The 16,666-nt window shown below is 71.9% G+C and carries 13 protein-coding genes and 1 pseudogene; 8 read left to right on the top strand and 6 right to left on the bottom strand.

The window, feature by feature from the left end; translation table 11 throughout:
- Window positions 1-86: 86 nt before the first annotated feature.
- The 4 genes from OHT57_RS04315 to OHT57_RS04300 all read left to right on the top strand — a co-directional run bounded on the left by OHT57_RS04315 (window position 87) and on the right by OHT57_RS04300 (window position 4,842).
- Window positions 87-329: a DUF397 domain-containing protein gene (locus OHT57_RS04315; RefSeq protein WP_328744573.1), complete on the top strand. Its 243-nt coding sequence runs from the start codon at window positions 87-89 to the stop codon at window positions 327-329.
- 291 nt (window positions 330-620) lie between these two features.
- On the top strand, window positions 621-1,223 hold the full coding sequence (locus OHT57_RS04310; protein ID WP_328744571.1) for a hypothetical protein: 603 nt from the start codon (window positions 621-623) through the stop codon (window positions 1,221-1,223).
- 121 nt (window positions 1,224-1,344) lie between these two features.
- On the top strand, window positions 1,345-4,227 hold the full coding sequence (locus tag OHT57_RS04305) for a helix-turn-helix transcriptional regulator (protein WP_328744569.1): 2,883 nt from the start codon (window positions 1,345-1,347) through the stop codon (window positions 4,225-4,227).
- A 120-nt stretch (window positions 4,228-4,347) separates the two neighbouring features.
- Window positions 4,348-4,842: a hypothetical protein gene (locus OHT57_RS04300; RefSeq protein WP_328744568.1), complete on the top strand. Its 495-nt coding sequence runs from the start codon at window positions 4,348-4,350 to the stop codon at window positions 4,840-4,842.
- Between the two features lie 183 nt (window positions 4,843-5,025).
- Here the strand turns inward: OHT57_RS04300 and OHT57_RS04295 are convergent, their stop codons facing one another.
- Window positions 5,026-7,002: an N-acetylmuramoyl-L-alanine amidase gene (locus tag OHT57_RS04295; RefSeq protein WP_328744567.1), complete on the bottom strand. Its 1,977-nt coding sequence runs from the start codon at window positions 7,000-7,002 to the stop codon at window positions 5,026-5,028.
- A gap of 253 nt (window positions 7,003-7,255) precedes the next feature.
- Window positions 7,256-8,395 carry an aminoglycoside phosphotransferase family protein gene (locus OHT57_RS04290; RefSeq protein WP_328744566.1) on the bottom strand — a complete coding sequence of 380 codons (1,140 nt, stop codon included), beginning with the start codon at window positions 8,393-8,395 and terminating at the stop codon, window positions 7,256-7,258.
- A gap of 254 nt (window positions 8,396-8,649) precedes the next feature.
- Between OHT57_RS04290 and OHT57_RS04285 the strand changes: the two genes are divergently transcribed.
- The gene (locus OHT57_RS04285; protein WP_328744564.1) at window positions 8,650-10,143 is read left to right on the top strand and encodes a DNA-binding protein NsdB; all 1,494 of its coding nucleotides are present in this window, start codon (window positions 8,650-8,652) and stop codon (window positions 10,141-10,143) included.
- A 94-nt stretch (window positions 10,144-10,237) separates the two neighbouring features.
- Here the strand turns inward: OHT57_RS04285 and OHT57_RS04280 are convergent, their stop codons facing one another.
- A complete protein-coding gene (locus OHT57_RS04280) occupies window positions 10,238-11,662 on the bottom strand; it encodes a PP2C family protein-serine/threonine phosphatase (protein ID WP_328744563.1) in 1,425 nt (474 codons plus the stop codon).
- Between the two features lie 527 nt (window positions 11,663-12,189).
- Here OHT57_RS04280 and OHT57_RS04275 point away from each other — a divergent pair.
- Window positions 12,190-12,603, top strand: coding sequence for an SsgA family sporulation/cell division regulator (locus tag OHT57_RS04275; RefSeq protein WP_328744562.1), 414 nt, complete (start codon window positions 12,190-12,192; stop codon window positions 12,601-12,603).
- A gap of 68 nt (window positions 12,604-12,671) precedes the next feature.
- Here OHT57_RS04275 and OHT57_RS04270 read toward each other — a convergent pair whose 3' ends face one another.
- Window positions 12,672-13,769: a baeRF3 domain-containing protein gene (locus tag OHT57_RS04270; protein ID WP_328744561.1), complete on the bottom strand. Its 1,098-nt coding sequence runs from the start codon at window positions 13,767-13,769 to the stop codon at window positions 12,672-12,674.
- Between the two features lie 200 nt (window positions 13,770-13,969).
- Between OHT57_RS04270 and OHT57_RS47365 the strand changes: the two are divergent.
- Window positions 13,970-14,014, top strand: a pseudogene (locus OHT57_RS47365) (hypothetical protein); the annotation flags it as partial.
- An 84-nt stretch (window positions 14,015-14,098) separates the two neighbouring features.
- On the opposite strand, the gene OHT57_RS04260 reads toward OHT57_RS47365, so the two are convergent.
- Window positions 14,099-14,527: a PaaI family thioesterase gene (locus tag OHT57_RS04260; protein ID WP_328744560.1), complete on the bottom strand. Its 429-nt coding sequence runs from the start codon at window positions 14,525-14,527 to the stop codon at window positions 14,099-14,101.
- A gap of 67 nt (window positions 14,528-14,594) precedes the next feature.
- On the opposite strand from OHT57_RS04260, the gene OHT57_RS04255 reads away from it, so the two are divergent.
- Window positions 14,595-15,023 carry a MarR family winged helix-turn-helix transcriptional regulator gene (locus OHT57_RS04255; protein ID WP_328744559.1) on the top strand — a complete coding sequence of 143 codons (429 nt, stop codon included), beginning with the start codon at window positions 14,595-14,597 and terminating at the stop codon, window positions 15,021-15,023.
- A gap of 21 nt (window positions 15,024-15,044) precedes the next feature.
- On the opposite strand, the gene OHT57_RS04250 is transcribed toward OHT57_RS04255, so the two are convergent.
- On the bottom strand, window positions 15,045-16,652 hold the full coding sequence (locus OHT57_RS04250) for an alpha/beta hydrolase (protein ID WP_328744558.1): 1,608 nt from the start codon (window positions 16,650-16,652) through the stop codon (window positions 15,045-15,047).
- Window positions 16,653-16,666 lie beyond the last annotated feature (14 nt).

Below are 16,666 nucleotides of genomic sequence, written 5' to 3'. Positions count from 1 at the left end.
GGAAAGGTCCCCCTCACGTGGCCTGTCGGCAGCCGAAGTGGATCGCTAGGCTGGCCGCGGACGACGCAATCGGGAGGAGCACGGACGTGGCCGAGACCACCATCCAGCAGCAGCCGCTCATGGGCTGGGACAAGCCGGAGCTGGACCTGAGCAACGCCGATTGGCACTCGAGCAGCCGCGGTCGGGGGGATGTCCAGATCGCCTTTGTCGAGGGGTTCATCGCGATGCGCAACAGTGGCCGCCCGGAAAGCCCTTCCTTGATCTTCACCCCGGCGGAGTGGGGCGCGTTCGTGTCAGGGGCGCGGGAAGGGGAGTTCGACCTCACCTGAGAGTGGGCACACGGGGGTGTGCCGCCCGGGACACCACACCCGCCGCGGCCCACCTCCTGCCGGGGCCAGTCACGCCTCGACGACGCCGAACCCGCCGTACTCCGGCAGCCGTTGCCCCGGTGAAGGATCTCCCGCTCCGGCCGGCGACCGCCGCGCGCTTGCCATGCCCCGCTCTGCGTGCGCCACTTCGTGAAGGATCATTCGCGACAGCAGTCGTGCGAGCCGCCCCGCTGCACCTGGGGCCGGAACGGTACGGCATCGCGAACGGCACAGGGCGCAAGGGGAGGGGCCGTGACGTCGAAGGCGGCCAGGCGGCGGTTCAAGAAGGCCGAACGGCTGCGGGCGTTCCGCGGGACACAGCGGAACCGGCGGCCGAAGCAGCGGGGCGAGAAGGTGCGCACGGCCCTCGCGGCCCTGGTGGGAACCGTGTTCGGTGTGGTGCTGACCGGCTACGCGGGCCTGATGCTCGCAGGTGCCGTCGGACTGTCCGGGACCTCGGATTATCTGCATGTCGACTCGTGCGCGGTGGTGCGGCCCGACCACAACAAGCCGGTCACGCAATGCCGAGGCCAACTGCTGTCCCCCGGCGGCCGGTTGATCGACCCCGACGCGGTCATCCAGGCCGACGCCCGTATCGGATCCACTATCGCCGTACGCGACCAGCCACTCGTCGGCCTGGAGACACTGGGCTTCAGAGCCGTCTCCGGCTGGGCGACCCTGACGGTGACGGGCCTGTTGGTCCTGGCCCTCGGGATGATCGCGGGGTTCACCCTGTGCGGCTCGTCCCTCGCCTCGGAAACCGGTGCGCGGACGCTGCTCGTACTCACCGGGGTGATCGCCGTCGGCGGGCTGGCCTACGGGCTCGCCGTGCTGTACGAACACGTCTTCCAGTGAAGGTCCCGAGTGGGCCGACAGGGGTCCGCCCGGCACTGCGGAGGCGTACGCTGAGCTGCCTGTAGGTCACGGTGCGCGCCCGCTCCCCGCGCGGGTCCGCCATCGTGACAGGGGGTGCGCCATGGTGCAGCGCAGTGCGCGCAGCAGAAAGACTCTCCTGGAGCGGGAGAGTGAACTCACCGCCGTCGACGAGGCGTTGGGTGAGCTCACCGGGCTGCGTACGGACGGCGCCGAGCCCCGCACGGGCCCACGCGGCGCCCTGCTCGCCGTCGTCGGCCGGGCCGGCATCGGCAAGACGACCCTGCTCGCCGAGGTCCGTCGCCGTGCCGCCGCACGGGGCTGCACCGTGCTGGCCGCCCGCGGCGGCGAGCAGGAGCAGCGCGTCGCCTTCCATGTGGCCCGGCAACTTCTGCAGCCGCAGTTCGCCGGAGCGGCCGAAGTCGATCTCCGCGCACAGCTGGGCAGTTGGTACGACATCGTCGGTCCCGCACTCGGCTTGTGCGCCCCCACCGACGGAGCGCCGCCCGATCCGCAGGGCCTGCGCGACGGACTCGACTGGGTGCTCACCCATCTCGCCGTCCTGCGCGCCCCCATGGTGCTGGTGCTGGACGACGCCCACTGGGCCGACCCCGAATCGCTGAGCTGGCTGGCCGCGTTCGCACCCCGGGCCGAGCAACTCCCGATCCTGGTCGTCGTCGCCTACCGGCCTGACGAACTCCCCGACCACGCCGAATCGTTCAGGGCCCTGCCCGGCCGGGCAGGCGGACGCCCGCTCGACCTGGAACCGTTCAGCGCACTCGCCGTCGCCCGTCTCATGCGGGAGGCGCTCGGCGCGCACGCCGACGACGCGTTCTGCCGGGAGTGCTGGGCCGTCACCGCGGGCAACCCCTTCGAGACGGTCGAGCTGGCCGCCAAGGTGCGCGACCGCGGGTTCGCCCCGACCGAGGGCGCGGCACACCTGCTGCGTGATCTCGCAGCCGCGGTCAAGGGCAGCGGACTGATCGCACGCATGGAGCGTCTGGGCACCTCGACCGTCCGCTTCGCCTGGGCCTGCGCGGTCCTCGGCACCGAGATCCATCCGCTGCTCGCTGCCGCCGTCGCCGGGCTCGGCCACGAGGAGGCCGCCGACGCGGCCGACGCCCTGCGCGGCGCGCGCGTCCTCACCGGTGTGGAGTCCTTGGAGTTCGTCCACCCGCTCATCGCGACCGCCGTGTACCGGGCCATCCCGGCCGGTTTTCGTGTCGCCCTGCACGGCCAGGCAGCCTGGTGCGTGGTCAACGACGGCCGTGGCTCCGCCGCTGCCGCCCGCCACCTCCTGGAGACCCACCCCGACAGCGACCCCTGGGTCGTCCAGCAACTGCGCGCCGCCGCCGCCGAGACCCTGCGCTCCGGCGCGCCCGACGCCGCCCGCAGCTATCTCGCCCGCGCCCTGCGCGAGCCCCCGGCCTCCGAGGACCGGGCCGCCGTCCTGTACGAACTGGGCAGCGCCTCCCTGCTCACCGAACCGGCCACCACGGTCAACCACCTGCGTGCCGCCCTCGACGAACCCATCGCCGCACCCGAACTGCGCCACCGCATCGTGTACCGGCTCTCACAGGTCCTCGCCCACAGCGACCGTCTCGCCGAAGCAGTCGACACCCTCGCCCGGGAGATCAGGGTCACCGCGGACGCCCGCGTCAAGCTGCGCATGGTCGCCGAGCAGTTCATGTGGGACGCCTTCCGCGCCGACGAACCCGACCACCCCTCGCGCTCCCGCCGCCTCACCAAACTCGCCGACCGCCTCACCGGCCGCGACCTCACCGAGCGGTACATCATCGGCCTGCGCACCTGGGACGCCGTCCTGCGCGGCGAACCCGCGCACGTCGCCCTGCACCACGCAGAGCGCGCCCTCGCCGGGGGCCTGGGCTGGGCCGAGCCCGACGGCGGGTTCGAGGTGCCCGTCCTGGTCGCCCTCGCGTTCATGTACGCCGACCGCCCCGGCCGTACCGAGGAACTCTTCGCCGCCGGGATCGCCGACTTCGAACGGCAGGGCTGGAGAGGCGCCCACCTCTCCTTCGCCTACACCCTCCTCGCGTACGTCCGCTTCCGCCGCGGCCGCCTCGCCGAGGCCGAGGACTTCGTCCGCGCGGGGCTGCGTCTGGCCGAGCGTGTAGGTCCGGGCACCCCGGCCCACTGGTACGCCGTGGGTATCCTCATCGAGGTCCTGCTCGCCCGCGGCCGTCTCGCCGAGGCCGCCCGGACCGCCGAGGACTACTCCTTCGGCGCCCCCTTCCCGGCCGCCGTGGTCTTCCCCGACGCCCAGACCGTGTACGGCGAGCTGCTGCTGGCCCGTGGCCTGCCGAAGGAGGCGGCCGCCGAGCTGGCCGCCGCCGGCAGGCGCCTGGAACGGCGCGGCATGCGCAACCCCGCCTGGTGCCCCTGGCAGCTCCACCTGGCCCGGGCCGAAAGCCACGACGCCCCGGAGCGCGCCGTCGCCACCGCCCTCGAAGCGGTCGCCCGCGCCCGCCAGTTCGGCGCCGCCTCCGCCGTCGGCCAGGCGCTGCGGCTGGCCGCGGAGGTCTCCTCCGGGTCGGCCCGAGTGAAGCTCCTGGAGGAGTCCGTCACCCACCTGGAGCGCTCCCCGGCCGCATACGAGCTCGCCTGCGCGCTGGTGGCCCTCGGCACCGAACTGCGCCGCGCGGGCCGCGCCCGTGAGGCCGCGGAACACCTCTACCGGGGCCTCGACACGGCAGTACAGTGCGGCGCCGACGGTCTGATCGACACCGCCCGCGACGAACTGGCCGCCGCCGGCCTGCGCCCCCGCCGTCTGCACAGCACGGAGACGGACACCCTCACGGCGCGCGAGCGTACGGCGGCGGACCTGACCGCGCAGGGGCGCACAGAGACGGAGACGGCGAAGGAGATGCAGGTGGACGAGGCGACAGTGGTGCGCCTGCTGTCCGCGGTCTACCGCAAACTGGGAACGGACAGGACCGGCCTGAAGGACGTGGCCGATCCCGTCTGAGAGGCGCGGGGCCGCGTCGATCCGGCCTGCGGGGCGAGGTGCTGCTATGGCCGTGAGAGCGATCAACGCCCGCTCACCCGCGGTGGCCCGACCACCTGCGCGCCCCGTTACCATGGGCACATGTCGTTCCTCCGCCGTCGTGCCACTCCCGCCGGGCCAGACTTCGACGTACTGGCCATGGATCCGGGTGACTGGCCCGGCAACCTCGGCGCCGGGCTCCTGCCCGCCCCCGACGGCACCTGCCAGGGCGTCTTCCTGCGCTACGACCTTTTCGGCGGCCGCGGCCCCGCGATGATCATCGGCAACCTCCCCGAGGGCTCCCCGGCCCGCGAGGTCCCCGAGGGTCAGGTCCCCTTCGAGGTGGCCCAGCTGCTGATCGCTCTGGAGAACGACGAGGAGGTGACCGTCGTCAGCGGCGAGGACATGCCCGTGATGCAGGGCGACAACCTCCTGATCGTACGGCGCCTCAAGCTCTCCGAGAGCCGGATCGCCTGCGTCCAGTTCGACCGCAGCGACAACGTCCTGGTGACCATCGCCGCCTGGGACCGCCCCATTACGGACGACCTCTACGCCCTTCTCAAGCCCCTGCCGGCGGAGCTGTTCCAGCAGAGCTGAACCGCCCGGGGCGGACGGGACGCCATCGAGGCGCTGCCGCTGCCCGGCGCGAACTCGCTTTGCGCCACACGTTGTTGGCAGTCGAGCCGACGCAGCCGTGTGCCGACCGGTCAGGTGGCGGCCTCACCCGTGACGAGTGGGGCCGCCACCTGACCGGAGTCCCCTACCGGGGAGCTGTCCCGGTCAGCGCCGGACCGAGGGCGCCACGTCGACGTCCGCCGCCCGCACGAACGCCACCCGGTGGCCGTACTGGATCTCGTAGTACAGATCCTTCCCGACCACGACCCGGTGCGAGTCGGTAGTGAACGTCACCGCGTAGTAGTACTCGCCCGGCACCCTGGCGCCGACCACGTACCTCTGGTCCTTGAGCACCTTGTACGGCAGCGGCGACACCGCCTGCGCGGGCACCCCCGTCGGATACGCGGAGGCCTCGGGGTAGGCGCGGCCGTACACCGGGACGCTGTCGCGTCCTTCCTTCGGTGTCACGACGAGGCCGGAGGCGTTGACCGCGGCCGGGCTCTTCCTCGGGTTCTTGAACCAGGCCTTCTGCCCCAGGTACCAGATCGCCGTCCAGTCACCGGTACGGTCGGCGACCGCGTACTGCTGCCCGGTGGAGACCCGCGACGACAGGTCGTTGACGCCGATCGTGGGGGCCTTGCCGAGACCGATGTCCGAGATGAGGGGGGCGTTCTCGTCGGGCGCCGAGTAGAGCCGCACCTCGCTCGAACCGTGGGACGCGCAGGGCACGCCCTTGGTGACGCAGCCCGTGTACTGCGGCTGGTTGGCCGCATAGTCGGGCCGGATCGTCACCAGGCCTCCCCACCGGCCGGCGGTCGCCTTGAACGGGTGGCCCAGCAACTCGAAGTAGTGCCGCCAGTCCCAGTACGGGCCGGGGTCCGTGTGCATGCCCGCGATGGTCGACGTCGTCGTGCCCGGCACGGTGTCGTGACCGAGGATGTGCTGCCGGTCCAGCGGGATGCGGTACTTCGCGGAGAGGTACTTCACCAGCCGCGCCGAGGACCGGTACATGGCCTCCGTGTACCAGGCATCCGGATTCGCCAGGAAGCCCTCGTGCTCCAGACCGATCGACTTGGCGTTGATGTACCAGTTGCCCGCGTGCCAGGCCACGTCCTTCGCCTTCACGTGCTGGGCGATGTGACCGTCGGTCGAGCGCAGGGTGTAGTTCCACGACACATAGGTCGGGTCCTGCACCAGGTTGAGGACCCCCTCCCAGGAGCCCTCCGTGTCATGGATGACGATGTACTTGATGCTCTGGGAGGCCGGGCGGTCGCCCACGTCGTGGTTGCCGTAGTCGTGGTCCCCGAACTCCTTGTACGGCGCCGGGATCCACTCGCAGGACACGGACTTCGGGCACTCGGTGCTGCCGCTGCCCAGCGTGCGCAGGCCGGCCCGGTCGAGCTGGGCGGTGTCGGGGGCGAGCTTCGGCTGGGCGGCCAGGGCGATTCTCTGGCCGGCGTCGGTGGTGCGCTCCTCGCCGGTGCGGAGCACGTCGTAGACGTCGTTCGCGTACGCCGCCGCCGTCGCGGTGTCGTCCGCGCCGGAGAAACGGGCCACCGCGCCGTACCAGTCCGCCGGGTCCTGGGTCAGCGGCTCGCCCAGCTCCTTCTGGGCGGCGGCCAGCAGCGCGGCACCGCCGGCGACGTTCGCCGCGGGGTCGGCGCGCAGTTCCCCGGCGCTCAGACCGGTCAGGTCGGCTGCCTTCGGCAGGGTCTCCAGCCGGGCCGGGAGATCGGTGGACGCCGGAATCCTCGTCTCGGGGAGCAGGGCCGCGCGGGCGCTGTCACCGCGGGCGTCCTCCGTGCCCTCGCTGTGGTGCGGTGCCGAGGTCAGTGCGGTACGGGCATCGGTGAGGTGCATCGGACCGTAGCCGCCGGTGACGCTCGGCGCCCCGGCGTGGGCATCCCAGCGGGACTGGAGATAGGAGACGCCGAGCAGGACGCTCTGCGGGACGTGGTACTCGGCGGCGGCCGAGGCGAAGGCCCGCTGGAGGCCCGCAGAGGAGCCCGCGGACGCGGACGGGCCCGCCTCGGACGGGGCGGCGCCGAGCAGGGGCAGCAGCAGCGCCGCGCCTGCCAGCGTCCCGACCACTCTCCTGGCGGGTCCGGGGGCTCTGTTGGGGTCGGTCGTGGATCCTCGCAATGCAGCCTCCTGGGACGGTCCGGCTCGATGAGCCGTACGGGGCCGGGCGTGCGTCAGTGCTACCGGCTTGCCGACGATCCGTCAATCATGCCCAGGGGCAGGCGATTTCCCATGTCAATGAGGGTTGGCGGGAGTTTCGTGGCGGAAGCTTCCAGGCCTGCGGGGCGTCAGTGGTGTACACCAATGTCCCGCCCCGCAGCCGAAGGTCCGCGGTGCGCCGTTCCACCGGGCGCCCCGCGGACCTCCGTCCCCGTCAGCGAGTGCCGACCGCCGCACGCACGGCCCGGCGGGCCAGCTGGCAGTCGTCGTGCAGCCGCCTCAGCAGCAGCCGCTGTTCCTCGCCGGACGGCGCGGCACCCGGGTGGGCCGGGCCCGGTGCCACCGGGGTCGAGTCGTGCATCGAACGCTGCACGGCCATCTCGTAGGTGCGGATCTCACGGGTCAGGACGAGCATCAGGTTCACCAGGAACGCGTCCCGCGAGGCGGGGCCCGCGGTCTGGGCGATCTGGCTGATCTGACGGCGGGCCACCGGGGCGTCGCCGAGCACCGACCACAGCGTCGCCAGGTCGTACCCCGGCAGATACCAGCCCGCGTGCTCCCAGTCCACCAGCACTGGACCGGCCGGTGAGAGCAGGATGTTCGAGAGCAGAGCGTCGCCGTGGCAGAACTGACCCATGCCCTGCCGACCCGCCGAGTGCGCGATGCCGTGCAGCAGCTTCTGCAGGTCGCCCATGTCCCGGTCGGTCAGCAGACCCAGTTCGTGGTAGCGGGAGATCCGGGCGGCGTAGTCGAGAGGGGCGTTGAAGGTGCCCGCCGGCGGACGCCAGGCGTTGAGCCTGCACACCGCGCCCAGCGCGGCCCGGATGTCCGCACGCGGCGGAGCCTCCGACGGATGCCGGTGCAGCGCCGCCACCCGGCCGGGCATCCGCTCGATGACCAGGGTGCAGTTCTCCGGATCCGCCGCGATCAGCCGCGGTACGCGCACCGGAGGCCGGTGCCGGACGAACGAGCGGTAGGCGGCTATCTCGTGCCGGATCCGCTCCGTCCATGCGGGGGAGTGGTCGAGTAAACACTTGGCGACGGCCGTGCTGCGTCCCGTCGTGCCGACCAGGAGCACGGAGCGGCCGCTGCGGCGCAGCACCTGCACCGGGGCGAACTCCGGGCAGATCCGGTGCACCGACGCGATCGCCGTGCGCAGCTGGGCGCCCTGGGGGCCGGACAAGTCGAGTCTCCCGCTGAGCGGTTGGGTGCCGAGCCCCGGAAGTCGCCGTGCCCTGCCCGTACCCGGTACGGGGGCCGTCGGCCGCGCGGGGTCGAGATAGGGGCCGCCGCCTGCCGGACGGAGGTGCGGCGACCGGGGCGGGGCGGACACGGAGGACGATGCTGTGTACATGGGAGAGACAGATCCCTTCGTGTGCCTGCTGTGCCTGGAGAAGCAGTGCGCCGCCCGACCCGGTCGCCCGGCTGCATCCTGGGGAATGCGTCCGCCTTGTCAGGACGGCGACCGGGTCGGGGTGGCGCGTTCCTACCTGACACCAGATGTGCAGTGGCACACCATCTGGCGCACCCTGGCGAACCCTGGCGAATAGTCCCGGAGCAACTGACACGGGGCTACTGTCAACTCAGCCGAGAACCTGGGGGCTTGACGTGAGCGGACAACCCAACACCCGACTTTCGGACCTGTTCGGCCTGGCCGGCTGGTCCAAGGGTGAACTCGCGAGGCTGGTCAACCGGCAGGCGGCGGCCATGGGCCACCCCCAGCTCTCGACCGACACCTCCCGGGTGCGGCGTTGGATCGACATGGGAGAGATCCCACGCGATCCGGTGCCTCGGGTGTTGGCGGCTCTGTTCACCGAGCGTCTCGGCCGTGTCGTGACCATGGAGGACCTCGGTCTGGTGCGGCACGGGCGTACGGGGAAACGGCAGGGCGACGGGAGTGCTGAACATCCCGACGGCGTGCCGTGGGCGCCCGAGCGGACCGCCGCGGTCCTCACCGAATTCACGGGAATGGACCTCATGCTCAACCGACGCGGCTTGGTGGGTGCGGGCGTCGCACTCACCGCGGGATCCGCACTCAGCAGCGCCATGCACGACTGGCTGCACACCGACCCGGCCCTCACCGCCGATGCCCCCCGGTTCGACGACCCCCTGCGCGCCGACCCCGCTGGGTTCGACCGTTACGAGGCCGCCCCCATCGGATCACAGGAGATCGAGGAACTGGAGCGCTCGGTCGAGGTTTTCCGGGCCTGGGACGCGGCCCGCGGCGGCGGCCTTCAGCGCAAGGCGGTCGTGGGCCAGCTCAACGAGGTGGGCGGCATGCTCGCCTACCGGCACCCCGACCATCTCCAGCGGCGTCTGTGGGGCGTCGCCGCCAACCTGGCCGTCCTCGCGGGCTGGATGTCGCACGACGTCGGCCTCGAACCCACGGCGCAGAAGTACTTCGTCATCGCCGCCCATGCCGCGCGAGAGGGCGGTGACCGGCCCCGCGCCGGCGAGGCGCTCTCCCGGGCGGCCCGCCAGATGGTGCACCTGGGCCGGCCCGACGACGCACTCGACCTGATGAAGCTCGCCCGCTCCGGCTCCGGCGAGGAGGTGCTGCCCCGCACCAGGGCGATGCTCTACACCATCGAGGCCTGGGCGCAGGCCTCGATGGGCAAGGGCCAGGCCATGCGCCGCACCCTCGGACAGGCGGAGGACCTCTTCGTCTCCGACCGGAGCGACGTCCCGTCGCCGAGCTGGATGCAGACCTTCAAGGAGGAGGACCTGTACGGCATGCAGGCCCTGGCTTACCGCACCCTGGCGGAGCACGAGCCCGGGGCCGCCGTGCACGCCCAGCACTACGCGGAGAAGGCCCTCGCCCTGCGGGTCGACGGCCGTCAGCGGTCGAAGATCTTCGACTTCCTGTCGATGGCCTCGGCCTGCTTCATCGCCGACGACCCCGAACAGGCGGACCGGTACGCGCGGTTGGCGCTGATCTCGATGGGCTCCAACTCCTCCCATCGCACCTGGGACCGGCTGCGCCAGATGTACCGGCTCACCGCCGAGTTCTCCGGCTACCCGAAGATCAACGAGCTGCGCGAGGAGATCAGGCTGGCGCTGCCGAAGCCGAAGGGAAGGGGCGGCAACAGCGCACGGACGTGAGCCAGGTGAGTACGGGCACAGCGTGCCCGTGCCGAGACAGGTCTCGTGTCGGTGCGGGGCTTCGCGGAGCCCGCTCCTGCGCTGCCGTATCCCTCTAAGAGGGCACCTTGGCGATGAGCACGCACGCGCCGTCCGGGCGTTCCGTCTCACCGAACTCCTCCACGACTGTCCGCACACAGTCGTGGGCGGTGCGCGCCCCGCCGAAACGGGGGGCCAGGTCCAGGAGTCGGCGCACCGCAGCGGCGTCGCTGTGCCCGGGCACCAGTCCGTCCGTGTACAGCAGGAGCAGGTCGCCCGGTTCGAGGGTCTGCTCGGCCTGCGCGTAGACGGCTCCGGAGGTGGCGCCGAGGAGTACGCCGGCGGGGGAGTCCAGCCTGCGGCCCGTCCCGCCCCGGAACAGCAGCGGGGCGGGGTGCCCGGCCTGCGCCCAGACCAGGGTGCGGGTCTCGGGCCGGTAGCGGCAGCAAACGGCGCTGCCGAGGGCCGGCTGCACGGTGGCGTCGAGCAACTGGTTGAGCAGGGCCATCAGTTGGCCGGGCTGGGTGCCGGCCATCGCCATGCCGCGGACGGCGCCCAGCAGGGTCGCCATTCCCGAGGCCACGGCGACTCCGTGCCCGGTGAGGTCGCCGACGCTGAGGAGGGTCTCGCCGTCGGCCAGTTCGAGGGCGTCGTACCAGTGGCCACCGATCAGCGCGCTCGTCGACGACGGCAGATGGTGGGCGGCAAGGCCGAGGGTCTCGGGGCCCTGGTGCGGGAGCCGCAGGGAGCCGCGCCACGGCGGCAGCACAGCCTCCTGCAGCTCGACGGCGAGCCGGTGTTCGCTCTGCGCGCGCTGCCTGTGACGTTGTAACGAGTCACGGGTCTCGCCCACCACCCGCTCGCTGCGGCGCAGTTCGCTGACGTCCCGCAGCACGGCCCACATCGAGGCGGTGCTGCCGTCGGGGGCGAGCACGGGCTCGCCCATCATGTGGACGGTGCGCACCTCGCCGTCCGGGCGTACGACACGGAACTCGCCGTCCATGCGCTGGGCGTCGACGAGGCAGCCCGTGACCATGGCCGTCAGCCTCGGCCGGTCCTCGTCGAGCACCAGGGAGGGGAGTTCATCGAGGGTGAGCGGGGGAGCGGTGCGGTCGCGGCCCAGGATCTGGTACAGCTCCCCGGACCAACTCGCCTCGTCCGTCAGCAGGTTCCACTCGGCGCTGCCGACCCGGCTGAGCAACGAGCCGCGCCGGGGAGCGGGCGGCGCGGCTCGCGCGACGGGCTCAGCCGTTGACGGCACGAGTGGCGGGCCGTCCCGCAGCTGGGCCAAGTGCCCGTCCAGGTCGCTCAGTTGATGGAGCGCGAGGTCGTACAGTGCGCGCTGCCAGCGCTCCTGAGGGTCCGAAACGTCACCGGGTGCGTCACGTCGCACGGCGTCCACGTTGCCCTTGAGCCGTCGCGCCTGCGATATGAGCGCGTCGACCGAGCCGCGTCCTGGAGGCGGGGCGGCGGGGCGGTCCGCGGAGAGGTGGGGCGACATGACGCACTCCGATGCGGGGACGGTTCGGCCAAGGCGGGACGGAGGGACCGTTACGACTGTGGCACAGGCCGCGACGCGCTGTAAGGGATTTGGCAGCACACGATACGGTGGTGCTTCTGGCATATGCCACAGTCTTCGCGGAGCGGTCGTACCGGGCATGTCGTCTACGGCGATCGATATCTCAAGTCGTAGGCGGTGTACGCGACTTGGCGGGTTGTCGGGATGGTTGGCCCGGTGTTCATTTATGTGTTCGACGGTCCTGTGTTCTAAGGAGTCTGGCATAGCCGGATCGGGCCGTGCCAGGGGGCGTGGATCGCGGTCGGGGCGGTAAGGGATGGGGTCATGGCGACCGGCGTGGTGGCGGATATTGCGCGGGTTCGTGACCATTGAAGGAGGAGGGTGGTCGCCTCTGTGACGCAGGTCACACAAATTCACCCCCGCTCCGGCGTAATGCAAACGGCACCTGCGAGGTCGTACCTACACATCGGCACAACCGGCCGACCTCTCGTCCGCAGTGGAGACCGATCATGGACACGACCTTCGAGCAGCCGGCCCGCGCCCGTCTGATCACCGCGGAGAACCAGGAACTGCCTGTCCCTGCCACCCTGCGCTACAGCTCCACCGACCCGCTGGCCGTGTGCGTCGACTTCCCGCCCGAAGTCTCCCTGGACGGGCGGGGGGTGACCTGGACCTTCGCCCGAGCCCTGCTGGAGCAGGGGCTGAGCGGCCCGGCGGGCGGCGGCGACGTGCACCTGTGGCCGTACGGTCGGGCCACCACGGTCGTGGAGTTCCACTCGCCCTTCGGCCTCGCCCTCCTCCAGTTCGACACGCCCGCCCTGCGCCGTTTCCTGCTGGGGACCTACGCCGTGGTCGGCGCCGGCGAGGAGGACCTCGAAGAGGCCGTCGAGCAGGGGCTCAGCGCACTCTTCGGAAGTGTCTGAGCGGCGGCCGAGCGGTCGGGTGGCCGAGAGCCGGGGCGGCGTACGGCGCCCCGGTGTTCGCCGTGCCGTCAGTACCGCAGGATCCCCGCGATGCCGTCGGCACCGCCGAGGGTGCCGTCCGGTACGAAGCGGACGTCGGCGCCGGTCTCCAGGCACTGTTCGACGATCTCGTCCACGATGTCCTCGCGGGCGTCGAGGTCGCCGCTGTCGGCCGGCATCAGATGGTCGCCGCCGCCGTCGCGCACGGTCACCCGGTAGTTCTCCTCGACGGCCAGCAGTCGCAGTCGGCCCTCCCGGGCGCTCTGCCAGATCTCGTCGACGCCGGCCGCGAACGCCCGCCGCCCGCGCGCCGATTCGAGCTCCCGGGCCACGGCTTCGGTGCTCTTGCGGGCCTCCTCCGCGACCAGCGGCCGGACCGTCTGCCACACCGCGTCCGGGGTGCCGTGGGCGAGCCCGCCGTGCGGGACGTGCACCGCGTTCCTGGTGGCACCGCCGACATCGTCCAGCGCCGACAGTGCGGCCGTCTCACCGGTGACGTACAGCGGGCGCGGATCCTCGTGCAGGAGCCTGCCCAGCGCGGAGTCGGCCTCACGCAGGAAGTGCCGGGTGCCCTCGTCCCGGAAGGTGCTCGGCAGATCGCCGATCCGCTCCTGGCGCTCGGCGTCGAAGTTCTCACGGCTCCTGGTCAGCGGGAAGCCGCCGCCGCGGTGCTCGGAGACCCGGTCGACGCCGCCGTTCCACAGCGTGATGTGGTCGGCGGAGACCGACAGCACCCAGAACGGCCGCTCCGAGGCCTGCGCGGAGACGAGGTTGCGGGTGAGGAAGGTGTCCGAGAGCACCACCCGCTCCGGCACTTCGCGGGCCAGCGACCACACCTGGTGCTCGCCCGGCGCGGCGAAGATCACCAGTCCGTCCTCGACGTGTGCCAGGTCGATCTCGGCGAGGGCCTGGTCGAGCTGCCGGGAGACGTCGACGCGCCGCTCCCGGGGGACGGCCGGGTCGGCTTCGAGCTGCTTCTTGGCCTCGGCCACCACATTGCGCAGCCGGACCGGATCCTGGGAGTTCTCGGGTTCACGGCGGTGCGTCGGCGTCAGTACGGACACCGCCGGATAGGTGCGCGGGCGGCGCAGTTCGGAGAGGGTCGCAGTGCTGAGTGCGTGCTCCATAGGAGCACGATAGAACTGATTCACCGATCAGGCATTTGCGGCAACTTGATCGGGCGTTCGGAGTACTTCGTCGGTGACGTGATGATCTCAGGACGAAGATCGACACGGAGACCGCGGCCCCGCGACGCTGCCTCGCCCGTTCGCCCAGGAGTCCGGCGTGGTCCTCACCCTGCGACAGCGACACCCGGACCGGCACACCGTTGGGCAGGGCCGGTGCCGAGGTCGTCACCATCGTCGGAGCCGCACCGGGGCGCGGCCGGGGTGGCGGCCACGGCATGACCTGCCCGATCGTGCGGAACCCGGCCCGGTCGACTTCTGACGGTGCAGTCTCACACCGGCCGCGGTTCGAGTACGGCGATCGAACCCTGGGCCACCGCGCACAGGGTCTCGGCGCCGTCCGCGTCCACGGTGCTCAGGTCGCAGCGGCACACCACGCGGGTGCGGCCGGCCCGTACGACCCGGGCGCGGGCCCGCAGGACTTCGCCGTGAGCCGGGCGCAGGAAGTCGATGGAGAAACCGGCGGTGGCCACCGCGGAGCCGGCCGCGGAGCCCGCGGCGAAGGACAGCGCGTTGTCCGCCGCGTAGCCGAGCACCCCGCCGTGCACCGCGCCGTGCTGCTGGAGGAGTTCGCCGCGGATGTCGAACTCGAGCGTGGCCGCGCCCTCCTCGAAGGCCGTCAGCCGGGCGCCGACCAGGGTGCTGAAGGGCTGTGCCGCCAGGACCTTCCGGGCGAGCTCCAAGTCCAGGGTCCGAGTCATCCCCACACCTCATTTCACTAGTGAAGTGAGACTGGCGTGAACCTGTCCCGTCTGTCAACATCGGCCCATGCCCGACCCCGACGACCAGCGCCTCTACTTCCTGCTCCAGCGGGCCGCGCACCGCCTGCGCACCACCGCGGACCGGCGCTGCCTGGACGCCGCCGGAGTCACCACGGCCCAGCTCGGCGCCCTGTTCGCCGTGCACGACGAGCCCGGCATCACCCAGCAGCGGCTCGCCCGCACCCTCGGGCTGCGGGACTCCGCCGTGACGGGACTGGTCGGGCGGCTGACCGCGGCCGGCCTCGTCGCCAAGGAGACACATCCGAACGAACACCGGGCCGTGGTGCTGGAGTTGACCGACGCCGGGACCGACGCCCTGCGGGCCGCCCGGCCGGAGATCGACCGCTTCAACGCCGAACTGCGGGCGATGCTGGGCGACGACGGCTTCACCGCGGCGGCCGCGGCCGTGCACCGGCTGGCGTACTGGGAGGGTTAGCGCCCGGTTCACCGGCCGCTGTCAGTCGTCCCCTTCGGGCCCGCAGGAACTGCCGTTCGGCGGCAGACTGCCGTAGAGCAGGAAGTCGTCGACCTTGCGGTGCACGCACTTGGAGGAGGCGTAACCGGTGTGTCCCTCGCCCTTGTTGTCGAGGACCACGGCCGAGTCACCGAGACGCTTCGCGGTCTCCACGGTCCACCGGTACGGCGTCGCCGGGTCCCCGCGCGTGCCCACGAGAAGCATCTTCGGAGTGCGGACGTCGCGCACCTTCTCGCGGATGTAGTCGGTGCCCTTCGGGCGGCCGTAGCACATCAGGTACTCGGTGAGCCGGTAGCGGCCGAAGACCGGGGACGCCTGCTCGTACGAGGCCCGCAGCCTGGCCAGGTCCTTGCCGATCCGGTCGGCGCCGGGGCGGTCGGGGTCGTCCGCGCAGTTCACCGCCATCAGGGCCGCCACGAGGTTGTCGAGCGGCACGTCCTCCACGTCCGCGAGGGGGTTGTCCGTCGGGTCGCCGGAGGGTGCGCCGGTGCTGCGGGCGGCCGAACGCGTACCGGCGAGGAACCCGGACCCGCCGCCCGCGAAGCCGAGGACGCCCGTCGTGTCGCCCTGCTCCACCAGTTCGGCGAGCGCCCGCTCCAGCGAGGGCCACAGGTCCTCGCTGTAGAGAGCCTGCCCGATGGCGCCCACGAGATCCTGGCCGGTGAAGTCGGGGCCGAACCCCGTCGGCACCGGATCCTCGTCCAGCGAGGCGACGAGTCGTATGACCTGTTCCAGGGCGCCACGCGCGTCGGTGCCGAACGGACAGGCGATGTCCTTCACGCACCAGTCGACGAAGTCCTCCAGTGCCGTCTGCTGTCCGGCGGCGCCCGCCACTCCCTGCTGGGCCAGCGGCTCGGTGAGCGTGTCGACGCCGTCGAGCACCATCCGGCCCACCTTCCCGGGGAACTGGGCCGCGTACACCGCGCCCAGCCGGGTGCCGTAGGAGAACCCGAGGTAGTTGAGCTTCTTGTCGCCCAGGGCCTGGCGCATGATGTCCAGGTCGCGCGAGGCGTTCACCGTGCCGATGTGGGGCAGCACGGGCCCGGAGTGCTTGGCGCACTGGTCGGCCGCCTTCCGCAACCGCCCCAGTACGGTCCGCGGGCTGTCGGTGAGTGCCGTCTCGTCGTCCGTCGCCTCCAGCGCCTCGTCGGTGCCCTCCCCGCAGCTGACCGGGGAGGACCGGCCCACGCCGCGCGGATCGAAGGACACCACGTCGTACTCGTCCGTGAGCCCCATGAACTCGCCGCCTGCGGCCGCGAGTCCGGGTACGCCCGCGCCGCCAGGACCGCCGAAGTTCAGCAGCACCGAGCCCCGCTTGTGCCTGGTCGTCGCCCGGTAGCGGGCGAGCGCCAGGTCGAGGGTGCCCGCGCGGGGCTTCGCGTAGTCGAGGGGGACGGTGACCTTCGCGCACTGCAGGTCGTCGGGGGCCTCCATGCCCACACACTTCGACCAGCTGATCCTCTGCCGGTAGAAGCGCGACAGGTCGGGCCCCGAGCCGTTCGCGGCCATCGCGGGAAGTCCGGCGCCGAGCAGGGCGAGCCCCATGGCTCCGGAGAGGGCGCATTGCCCCCTCGACAGCTTGGCCGGCATGGATGCCTCCAGGG

The sequence above is a fragment of the Streptomyces sp. NBC_00285 genome (genome assembly GCF_036174265.1).
Classification (GTDB): domain Bacteria; phylum Actinomycetota; class Actinomycetes; order Streptomycetales; family Streptomycetaceae; genus Streptomyces.
Note: the sequence above shows the minus strand (reverse complement) of the source record. Positions and strands in the feature narration are given on the sequence as shown.

Bases quoted from the DNA above. Each gene is read 5' to 3' on its own strand.
- OHT57_RS04305 (WP_328744569.1), top strand. From the start codon at position 1,345: ATGGTGCAGCGCAGTGCGCGCAGCAGAAAGACTCTCCTGGAGCGGGAG.
- OHT57_RS04300 (WP_328744568.1), top strand. From the start codon at position 4,348: ATGTCGTTCCTCCGCCGTCGTGCCACTCCCGCCGGGCCAGACTTCGAC.
- OHT57_RS04290 (WP_328744566.1), bottom strand. From the start codon at position 8,395: ATGTACACAGCATCGTCCTCCGTGTCCGCCCCGCCCCGGTCGCCGCAC.
- OHT57_RS04280 (WP_328744563.1), bottom strand. From the start codon at position 11,662: ATGTCGCCCCACCTCTCCGCGGACCGCCCCGCCGCCCCGCCTCCAGGA.
- OHT57_RS04275 (WP_328744562.1), top strand. From the start codon at position 12,190: ATGGACACGACCTTCGAGCAGCCGGCCCGCGCCCGTCTGATCACCGCG.
- OHT57_RS04270 (WP_328744561.1), bottom strand. From the start codon at position 13,769: ATGGAGCACGCACTCAGCACTGCGACCCTCTCCGAACTGCGCCGCCCG.
- OHT57_RS04260 (WP_328744560.1), bottom strand. From the start codon at position 14,527: ATGACTCGGACCCTGGACTTGGAGCTCGCCCGGAAGGTCCTGGCGGCA.
- OHT57_RS04255 (WP_328744559.1), top strand. From the start codon at position 14,595: ATGCCCGACCCCGACGACCAGCGCCTCTACTTCCTGCTCCAGCGGGCC.
- OHT57_RS04250 (WP_328744558.1), bottom strand. From the start codon at position 16,652: ATGCCGGCCAAGCTGTCGAGGGGGCAATGCGCCCTCTCCGGAGCCATG.